Origin of the sequence: Holdemania filiformis DSM 12042, from assembly GCF_000157995.1 — a bacterium.
GTDB classification, from domain to species: Bacteria; Bacillota_I; Bacilli_A; order Erysipelotrichales; family Erysipelotrichaceae; genus Holdemania; species Holdemania filiformis.
The window spans coordinates 489,299-498,847 of sequence record NZ_GG657561.1 but is presented as its reverse complement, the minus strand read 5'-3'; the positions used below and the strand labels follow the sequence as shown (position 1 = coordinate 498,847).

The 9,549-nt window shown below is 54.3% G+C and carries 10 protein-coding genes and 2 other annotated features; of the genes, 1 reads left to right on the top strand and 9 read right to left on the bottom strand.

Annotation, left to right across the window (positions count from 1 at the left end):
• The 7 genes from alaS to HOLDEFILI_RS14990 form a co-directional block, all read right to left on the bottom strand.
• Positions 1-1,419 (bottom strand): alanine--tRNA ligase (alaS, locus tag HOLDEFILI_RS15015; protein ID WP_083787643.1); only part of this gene is annotated, 1,419 nt, incomplete at its 3' end.
• Between the two features lie 58 nt (positions 1,420-1,477).
• Positions 1,478-1,681: a binding site (T-box leader), on the bottom strand.
• The gene (locus HOLDEFILI_RS15010) at positions 1,656-2,723 is read right to left on the bottom strand and encodes an AI-2E family transporter (RefSeq protein WP_006060680.1); all 1,068 of its coding nucleotides are present in this window, start codon (positions 2,721-2,723) and stop codon (positions 1,656-1,658) included. It overlaps the preceding feature by 26 nt.
• Positions 2,724-2,749: 26 nt before the next feature.
• Entirely contained in the window at positions 2,750-2,905 is a 156-nt protein-coding gene (locus HOLDEFILI_RS19395; protein ID WP_006060679.1) for a hypothetical protein, read from the bottom strand.
• A 51-nt stretch (positions 2,906-2,956) separates the two neighbouring features.
• A complete protein-coding gene (recD2, locus tag HOLDEFILI_RS15005) occupies positions 2,957-5,146 on the bottom strand; it encodes an SF1B family DNA helicase RecD2 (protein WP_039865116.1) in 2,190 nt (729 codons plus the stop codon).
• A 16-nt stretch (positions 5,147-5,162) separates the two neighbouring features.
• On the bottom strand, positions 5,163-5,861 hold the full coding sequence (locus HOLDEFILI_RS15000) for a CPBP family intramembrane glutamic endopeptidase (RefSeq protein ID WP_006060677.1): 699 nt from the start codon (positions 5,859-5,861) through the stop codon (positions 5,163-5,165).
• A complete protein-coding gene (mnmA, locus tag HOLDEFILI_RS14995; protein ID WP_006060676.1) occupies positions 5,858-7,003 on the bottom strand; it encodes a tRNA 2-thiouridine(34) synthase MnmA in 1,146 nt (381 codons plus the stop codon). The genes HOLDEFILI_RS15000 and mnmA overlap by 4 nt, the downstream gene beginning before the upstream one ends.
• Positions 7,004-7,062: 59 nt before the next feature.
• A complete protein-coding gene (locus tag HOLDEFILI_RS14990; RefSeq protein WP_039865115.1) occupies positions 7,063-7,494 on the bottom strand; it encodes a Spx/MgsR family RNA polymerase-binding regulatory protein in 432 nt (143 codons plus the stop codon).
• A gap of 201 nt (positions 7,495-7,695) precedes the next feature.
• Positions 7,696-7,909: a binding site (T-box leader), on the top strand.
• A gap of 36 nt (positions 7,910-7,945) precedes the next feature.
• On the opposite strand from HOLDEFILI_RS14990, the gene trpS reads away from it, so the two are divergent.
• Positions 7,946-8,956, top strand: a complete 1,011-nt coding sequence (gene trpS / locus HOLDEFILI_RS14985) for a tryptophan--tRNA ligase (protein WP_039865114.1) — start codon at positions 7,946-7,948, stop codon at positions 8,954-8,956.
• A 10-nt stretch (positions 8,957-8,966) separates the two neighbouring features.
• On the opposite strand, the gene HOLDEFILI_RS19390 is transcribed toward trpS, so the two are convergent.
• Complete coding sequence (locus HOLDEFILI_RS19390) at positions 8,967-9,143, bottom strand: hypothetical protein (RefSeq protein ID WP_156788955.1); 177 nt, start codon at positions 9,141-9,143, stop codon at positions 8,967-8,969.
• 114 nt (positions 9,144-9,257) lie between these two features.
• Positions 9,258-9,549 (bottom strand): DUF2179 domain-containing protein (locus HOLDEFILI_RS14980; RefSeq protein WP_167317156.1); only part of this gene is annotated, 292 nt, incomplete at its 5' end.

The window sequence follows — 9,549 nt, the reverse complement described above, 5'->3', positions numbered from 1 at the left end:
TCCGGTAATCGTTCCGGTATCACTCATTGTTTCATAGCCCGTGAATTCAAACGGCGCTGTGAAGTCCATCAGATCCGCCGACTGGCTGGCCATCGACTGCGCGTCTTCGCGCGCGGCCCGGGCGCGTTCACGCTGCTTCGCCATCTGCGCCTCAAAGCCTTCTTCATCGATCGTATAACCGCGCTCGCCGGCGATTTCTTTTGTCAGCTCCAGCGGGAAGCCGTAGGTATCGTACAGCTTGAAGACGACCTCGCCGCTCAAGGTTTTCGCCGCTTCAGCTTTGGCCAGCTCCTCATTGAGCAGCTTTTCACCGTTGGCCAGCGTCGAATGGAACGCTTCTTCCTCATTCTTAACCAGCTTGGCGACAAATTCCGTCTTTTCTAACAGATACGGATAGAAATCCTTCATGTTGTCAGCGACGACGTCGACCAGCTTGTACATAAACGCGCCGTTAATGCCTAATTTAATACCGTAGCGGACCGCCCGGCGCAGCACCCGGCGCAGCACGTAGCCGCGGCCCTCGTTAGAGAACATCGCGCCGTCGCTCAGCGCGAAGGTCACGGTGCGGATATGGTCGGCAATGACGCGGTACGCCATTTTATATTCACCTTCATACGGATGCTTGGCGAGCTTTTCCGCCGCGCGGATGATCGGCAGGAACAGATCGGTATCAAAGTTCGTTTCCCCTTCCTGGATGATCGAAACTAACCGTTCCAGTCCCATGCCGGTATCAATGTTCTTGTGCGGCAGCTCTTTATACAGCTTGCGGTCCGTGCCCGGCCGGCAGTCAAACTGGCTGAACACGACGTTCCAGACTTCGATGTAGCGGTCGTTCTCCATTTCTTCAAAGAACAGCTTTTCGCCTAACCCCTCCGGGTCATACTTTTCCCCGCGGTCATAGAAAATCTCGCTGTCCGGCCCGCCCGGCCCTTCGCCGATCTCCCAGAAGTTATCCGCGGTTTTTAAGATATGGCTTGGATCGACACCGCACACCTCGGTCCAGATGCGGTAAGCTTCCTCATCGTCCGGATAGACAGTGACATACAGCTTGTTTTTGTCAAAGCCGATCCACTCCGGCGAGGTTAAAAATTCCCAGGCAAACGGGATCGCGTCCGCTTTGAAGTAATCGCCGATCGAGAAGTTGCCGAGCATCTCAAAAAACGTATGATGTCGGGCGGTCTTGCCGACGTTTTCGATATCGTTGGTACGGATCGACTTCTGCGCGTTGGCGATCCGGTTGCAGGCCGGCTTCTCGCTGCCGTCGAAATATTTTTTCAGCGCCGCGACGCCCGCGTTGATCCACAACAGCGTCGGATCGTTATGCGGGATCAGCGAAGCTCCCGGTTCAATCATGTGACCTTTGGATTGGAAGTAGTCCAGAAACATCTGGCGTACCTGGTTGCCTGTTAATTCTTTCATGTTTGTTTCTTCCTTTCTTTGTCTGATGCGTCTGCCAAAATAAAAAGCGCCCTGAAACTCCAGGAACGCTTTACTCACGCGGTACCATCCTGATTCATTTCTTTTCTTCAAAAGAAATGCCCTCATTTCTCTTTAACGCAGAGCACACGTTGCTTTGGGCAAACTCGGAAGCGGCTTCGATCAGATCCCATGAAAACTTGCACCGCCGTTTTCTCTCTGCAATGGAACAGCCTGATCTACTTTTCTTCGTCATCGTTTTCAAAACTATCGAAATTATACCACACTGTTTCCCACGTGCCAACTGTTTCCGTGCATTTTGCGAAAAGATAGCTGCGGTAGGCCAGCTGCACAATCGCGGCCAGGATCGGCGCCAGGATGATCCCGATCATGCCGAAGAAACAGCCCCCGGCCAAAAGCGCGATCAGCGTATAAACCGGCCGCAGGTTCATGACCTTTTTGAAGATCAGCGGCTGCACCCAGTTGGCTTCGATCTGCTGGATCAGCCATAACAAAACGCCCAGCAGCCACGGGATCTGACCGGTCGCGAAATATTGCGCAAGCAGAATCACGATCTGACCGACCGTTGCACCCAGATAAGGAATCAGATTGAACAGCGCAAGCATGATCGCGTAGAATACAGCGTTGGGTACACTGAAGATCAACAACAGCACCGACACGGTGATCATTAAAAACAACAAATCCAGCGCCAAGCCGCGCAGATAGTGGTAGACGACGCGCGAGCTGGTCTTGTAGAAAAGCAGCCAGTGCTGATAGGACGGAAGCCGCTTTTTGAGAATGCGCCCGAAAGCTTCCATGTCCAGCGCAATGAAATACGCACCTAAAAAGCTGACGCCGAAAAACGACAGCCGGTCGACGGCGCTGCGGGTCGCGCTCATCGCTGCCTCATAGCCGGCCGTGAATACGCCATGCCAATCCAGCTGCCCGGCCCAGTGAAAGAACTCGGTCGCCGCCAGCTGTTCTCTTAACCGGCCCGCTTCGCCCAGCAGCTGCGACCCCTGCTCCATCACTAACGGCACCATCATGCCGATGCCCAGAACCAACAGCCCGAGGAAACCGAAGTACACCAGCGAACAGCTGATTCCCCGGGGAAACGGCAGTTTCTCGACAAACGGCTCAAACAGAAACACGATCAGACAGGAGAACAACAGCGGCGACAGCGCGTGGAAGACGGCCATCAGCACAACATCCCAGCCTAACATCCTGAGCACGATCATCACGATCAGCACGCAGCCTAACAGCTGCAGCCAGCGTTTCCAGTCCGTTCGTTCAAACAGGTCTTTCATAAAAGAGAAACCCCGTAACGACGGGGTTAGTGTTCGAGATCCATCTGGTGCATTTTGCGGATCAGCTTCTTTTTGCATTTGCAGGCCTTGTAATAAGCGTCGTCAAGTTCATCCTCGTTCGCAAACGCGACCACCATGCCGGCAGCCATGCCGGCCATGAAACCGAATAACCATTTTTTCATACGTTCCACTCCTTTTGGTGTTAGTATGTCCGCAATCAAATAAACTTATGCTTAAAATTCCGGATTCAGCATCGCCGCGATCCGCTGGGTAAGCGTCGTTGAGCGCAAATGGTGTTCCTGGCTGGCAATCCCGCGGATCAACGCGTCCTTCTCGCCTAAGAGAACGAGTGATTTTTTGGCGCGGGTGACGCCGGTATAGATCAGCCGCCGCTGAAGCATGATCCCGTAGTCGCGCACGACCGGCATGATGACGATCGGATATTCGCTGCCCTGGGATTTATGCACGGAAATGCAGTAGGCGTGCGAAATGTTGAGCAGGTTATCCGAGGTGTATTCGACGAGAATTCCTTCAAAATCGACGATCAGCCGGTTCTTGCCGGCTTCGTCCTCATTGGCGTAAACGATTTCCACAAGCATGCCGATATCGCCGTTGTAGACGTCGTCATCCGGCTGGTTTTTCAATTGTAAAATTTTGTCGCCCTCGCGGAAGGTACGGTAGCCCGCCTTCCATTCGCGCTTGCCCTGCTCCGGCGGATTCAGGCATTGCTGCAAAGCGGCGTTCAGCCGGTCGATTCCGGCCGGTCCGTTGTATTTGCTGGCCAGCACCTGAATGTCCTGGATATCGTAGCCCTTGTTGAGCGCCGACTGTACGACGTTGATGACCTGGTCCTTGATCTCGTAAAGTCCGACCGGGAAAAACGCCACGTCGCCATGACAGTCCAGCTCCTCCGTCTGGCCCTGACGGATCTGATGCGCCAGCGTGATCACGTCGCTGCCCTCGCTCTGGCGAAAAATCCGTTCCAGCCGGACTAACGGAAACAGCTCGGAGGTGATTAAATCCTTCAAGACGCAGCCGCAGCGGACCGAAGGCAGCTGATCCTCGTCGCCGATGATGCACAGCTTCTTGACATGCACCGAGGCTTTGCACAGCGCCGCGAACAGCCAGCTGTCGACCATGGAAAATTCGTCGATGATCAACAGATCGACGATCAGCGGATCCTGTTCCGTCTTGGTAAACGTATTCGATTCCAGATCCCAGCCCAACAAACTGTGGATCGTAAACGTATCGGTTTCCGTCAGCTCAGCCAGCCGCTTCGCCGCCCGTCCGGTCGGGGCGCAGCAGGCGATCCGCTGGTACGGATACAGTTTTTTAAACAACGCGGTCAACGCCCGTACGACGGTTGTCTTGCCCGTTCCCGGGCCGCCGGTCAGGATCATCGCGTCTTGTTCAAAAAACGTGTGGATCGCGTCCAGCTGCGCCTGATCGTAGGTGATCGCCAGCTTTTCCTGCAGCGCGTCCAGCTCAAACTGCAGCGTTTCGGGATCGACCGATTCCAGTTCTTCAAACGGAAACAACGTCAGAAACTGCGCGATCTGGACCTCCGCGTCATATTGATCGACATGATAGATCCGCCCTTCTTCTTCCACTAACCGTCTTTGTAAAAGCAGCGATTCCAGCAGTTCGTCAAAATCATAGGTCAGACCGGCGCACTGGCGTTTCATCTGATGCGCCAGCCCTTCGCGGCTGACAAACGTATCGCCGCTTTGCATGTTCATCTGATCGACCAGCGCGACCATCGCCGCTTCCAGCCGGCGCGGATCCTCCAGCTCAAAGCCCAGCGACATCGCGACCTTGTCGGCCGTCGCAAACCCGATGCCGTCGACCTCGTCGACCATCCGGTACGGATTTTCCTGAATTTTCTCAACCGCTTCCTTACCATAGATCCGCTCCAGCTTCATGACGTTGCGCATCCCCAGACCATGAGCGACAAAGAACTGGATCAGATTTTCCAGATCGTCGTCGCTTTCTTTTAACCCTTCCAGAATCGCTGTCCGGCGCTTGCTCGTCATTTTCGGCACGCTGTCCAGCACAGTTGGGTCGTTTTTAATCCGATGAATCGCGTCTTTGCCAAGGGCCGCCACAATCGTTTCGGCATATTTTTTGCCGATGCCCTCAAATAACGGACCAGACAGAAAACGAATCAGGGAGTCCTCGTCGTCCGGCATAACGCGGTGGAAGGTTTCGACCTGAAACTGCATTCCATAGCGGGGATGATCGACATAGCTGCCGCTTAACTCCATCAGCGCGTCCTCGCTGAACACTGGCAGATACCCGGTGATCGTCACCTGCCGCTGCTGCAGATCATCAACGATAAAACGAGCGACAGTGTAGCCGTTGTCGTCGTTGCGGAAGACGATCTGCTTCAGTTTGCCGCGGATGACGTCGTGTTCCTCACTCATTTCCCTCATTCCTTTCTCACAGCAGGATCAGCATCACGCTGATCAGATTGTTCAGCCCGTGCATCAGCAGCGGACTGACGATCGTCTGATTTTCTTCCTCGGCTGCGCACAACAGATAGCCCATCGTGCCGTAAACGAGAATAAAGATCCCGTCGCTGAGATTGCCGCTCAGCAGCGACGTGAACACATGCAGAAGACCGAACAGAAACCCGCTGACCAGCGCGGCGGTGCGAAAGCTGCCCCGCTGGCGCAGCGGCGTAAAGACGGCCCCGCGGAAGACGGTTTCCTCGACGACCGGCGCAAACAGACAGGTGACCAGAATGATCTGCAGCGGCGACTGGGTCAGCTGCTGGACGACGGTATCCTGATTCTGGCTGCTTGACAGCCCGGTGATCAAAATGATCGCCAGATTCATCCCATACATCACCAGCCACATCTGAACATAGCGCGTCAGCGTCGATTTGACAATTGCCCGCCGGTTCTGCCGAAAGCGCTCAAGATGTTCCTTTAACAGCGGCCAGGCCGCGCCGACCGTCACCGTGAAAACCAGGATATAGACCAGATTTTCCAGCATCCGGTCAAGATTGGGAATCCCTAAGGGTGCAAACAGCCGGAAAAGCACCCCGATCAACAGGGGATAAAGGAACAGGTAGCCCGCGAAATAATTGAACAGGATAACCTGCACCCGGCGCTTTGACAGCCTGACTCGGTTCATGGCTCAAAGCTGCGGATCCGGTCCGTCAGCGATTGTCCGCGATGCCAGACTTCCTCGATCACGCCCCCGCCCAGGCACTGCTCGCCCAGATAGAAGACCGCCTGCTGCCCCGGGGTCACCGAAGCGACCTGCTGAGGATAGGTCAGTCTGACAGTCGTTTCATCGAGGAATTCCAGCGTCACCGGATTGTCCTTCTGACGATAGCGGAACTTCGCGCAGCAGGACAGCGCGCCCTGCGGTTTTGTCCTGGCCAGCCAGTTGACGCCGCTGACCAGACAGGTATCGCTTAAGAGCCAGTCGTTGCTTTCGCCGCTGGCCACCAGCAGCTCGTTATGGACGACGTCCTTGCCGACGACAAACCACGGTCCGCCCTCGCCGCCGATCCCCAGGCCTTTGCGCTGACCGATCGTGTAATACAGCACGCCCTCATGATCACCTAAGACGCGGCGGCTGATCACATCGACGATCTTGCCGGATTTGGCCGGCAGGTAGTTCTTCAGAAATTCCCGGAAGTTGCGCTCGCCGATAAAACAGATTCCGGTCGAATCCTTTTTCTCCGCAATCGACAGCCGCAGTTCCTTCGCGATCCGCCGCACTTCCGGCTTTTCAATCTCGCCTAACGGAAACAATGTATGCCGCAGCGCATCGGACGCAACCTGGCAAAGGAAATAGCTCTGATCCTTATTCAGGTCGTGCGCCTTGTATAAACCGCTGAAGTCTGCTTCGTGCCGCACACGCGCATAATGGCCGGTCGCCAGCGTATCGAAGCCGCGGCGGCGGGCGAAATCGAGAAAGCTGGAAAACTTGATGTATTTGTTGCACAAAATATCGGGATTCGGCGTCCGGCCCTTCTTGTATTCCTGCAGGAAGTTAGAGAAAACGTTATCCCAATACTCCTTGACGAAATCCACGCGCAGCAGTTCTAATCCCAGGCTGTCGGCAACGCTTTTAGCGTCCATCCAGTCCTTTTCCTGCGGACACACGTCATCGTCCGCATTCGGATTGCCTAAGAAATCATTGTTGGCCATCGAATCCCAGTTGCGCATAAACGCGCAGGTTACGTCCAGCCCCTGTTGTTTTAAAAGATATGCCGCGACGGCGGAATCGACGCCGCCGGATAAACCGACTAAGATTTTCATCATTCATCCTCCCTTTGTTTCTTTTGGATTTGAGGAAAAAAACAAGCATCCACAGATGCTTGTCAAGCTTCTTCCCGGATCTTGCCGCAGCCGGCATAATTCGGACAGCTGGCGTTGCAGGACAGCCGGGCCAGAGAGCGCAGCTGCTGCGGGACGAACGCGTCGATCTCCTCCTCGTCGTAGCCGACCTGGAAGTTCCGTTCATTCAGGATGATCGGCCGTTTCAGCACGGATGGATTTTCCTGGATGAAATGCACCAGCTCGCTGATCGTCATGTCGTCCAGGTCGATCGCGTTCTGCTGGATGATTTTTGAGCGCTTGGAGATGATATCCTCCGAGCCGTTTTCACTGCGCATCAACAAATGCCGGATCTCCGTTTCGTTGAGCAGCGTCGTAAAAATGTTCTTTTCTATATACGGCAGATTCCGCTCTTTCAGCCATTGTTTGACCTTTCGGCAGGAAGCACAGCCGGGTGAAGTATACACTACGATCATAAATTGCACCGCCATTTCTATTGCGCACAGCCGGGCTGAAATCAAGCTCAACGCCGTTGTGAGTTCTTTTGAGCTTTTATCATACAATGAAACAGCCGGAAATTCAATCCGGCCCTGCCGATTCTCGGATGAATTTCGTGATTTTTTCAAGCAGTCCGGTCCGATCCGGCTTGCATGTTCGATCGGTTTGTGCTTAAATTAAGAAAAGCAACGAAGAAAAAGCAGTAGCGGGATTTTGTGACATCCAGAGAGATGAGGAACGGTGCGACTCATCCGCAGAAATCTTTCGTGAATTGGGTTTTTGGAGCCTTGGAGAGCGTCAGTTTTCCAACGGAACAGGCCGTTATCCTGCATGAGCGGTTTTTCAGACGTCTGGAAAACAAGCTGGGTGGTACCACGCGGAAGCGTCCCGGTGATCGGGGCGTTTTTTATTATTTTAGGAGGAGAAATGATGGAAAACACTGAAAAAAGAAAAGTCATGCTCAGCGGGATTAAGCCGAGCGGACAGCTGACGCTGGGCAACTATATCGGCGCCCTGCGCAATTTCGTCAAGTATCAGGATGAATACGAAATGCTTGTGTTCATTGCCAACCTGCACTGCATCACGGTTTATCAGGATCCCAAAGAGCTGAAAAAGAATCTGAAGGACGCGGTGGCGCTGTATCTGGCGTGCGGCCTGGATCCGCAGCGGGCAACGATTTTCTTACAGTCGGACGTCAAGGAACACGCGCAGCTGGGCTTTATTATGAACTGCAACAGCTACCAGGGCGAGCTGAACCGGATGACGCAGTATAAGGATAAGGTCGCGAAAGGCGAAACGAACCTGACGGTCGGCCTGTACACCTATCCGTGCTTAATGGCAGCCGATATTCTGATCTATGACGCGGATTACGTTCCCGTCGGCGAGGATCAGAAGCAGCATGTCGAGCTGACCCGCGACATCGCCAACCGCTTTAACAACCGCTATGGCGAAACATTCCGGATTCCGGAGCCACTCGTTCCGAAGGTGGGAGCGCGGATCATGTCGCTCAGCGATCCGTCAAAGAAAATGTCCAAATCCGACAAAGGCGACAAGGGCTGCATCTATCTGCTGGAAGATCTGAAATCAGCCCGCAAGAAAATCATGTCGGCCGTGACGGACAACGAAGCGTGCGTGCGCTTTGACCCTGAAAACCAGCCGGGCATCGCCAATCTGCTGACGATTATGTCTTCGCTCTCGGGTGAAGCGATCGAAACGATTGTCGAACGCTTCGCGGGCAAAGGCTATGGGGAATTCAAAAGCGCCGTGGCGGACGTCGTCTGCGCCGAGCTGGAAAGAATTCAGGCCCGCTACAACGAGATCATCAATTCGACCTTGATCGAGGAAACGCTGGCCGAGGGCGCCGTCAAGGCGCAGCGGCTGGCCAGCCGCAAGCTGGAAAAGGTCCAGCGCAAAATCGGCCTTGAGTTCCGCAAACGATAAACGGACAGCCTCAGCTGTCCGCAGCCTGGGATGGTGGTAGTCCCAGGTTTTTTTTATCCGCGTGCTTCCACCCCACGCTTTGCCAGTAGCGCTGCAGCCGGCTTTCCTGGCGGGTTTTCGGCTGGATGACATTGTCCGCCAGATCCAGCTTTCGCTGCAGTTCAGGATCGTTGACCTGATAGTCCATGTGCTTCGCCCCTTCCGTTAAACTCAGCATACCCGCTTAAAAGCGCAAAGCTTGTTTAACTTCGTCGAAAAGCGGAAAAAAAGACGTTCTGATGAAAGAACGTCCCAGGTGGAATTAATCCAGCGGTTTCTGATAATAGTTGCCGATGATTTTATCGGTTTTGGACACGTTGATGAACACCTTCGGATCGACCAGACGGATTGCTTCGATCAATCCGTGAACCTGATAGGCGTTGACCGTCATGAACAACAGACAGCGCGGCGTATGCGAGAAGCCCCCTTCGCCCCACAGCTTGGTGATGCCGTGACGGCAGTAATGGAACACCGCATCGCAGACTTCTTCCGGCTTCTCCGTGATGATAAACAAGGAATTCAGCTTGTAGCGCAGATGCATCGTCTGTACGACC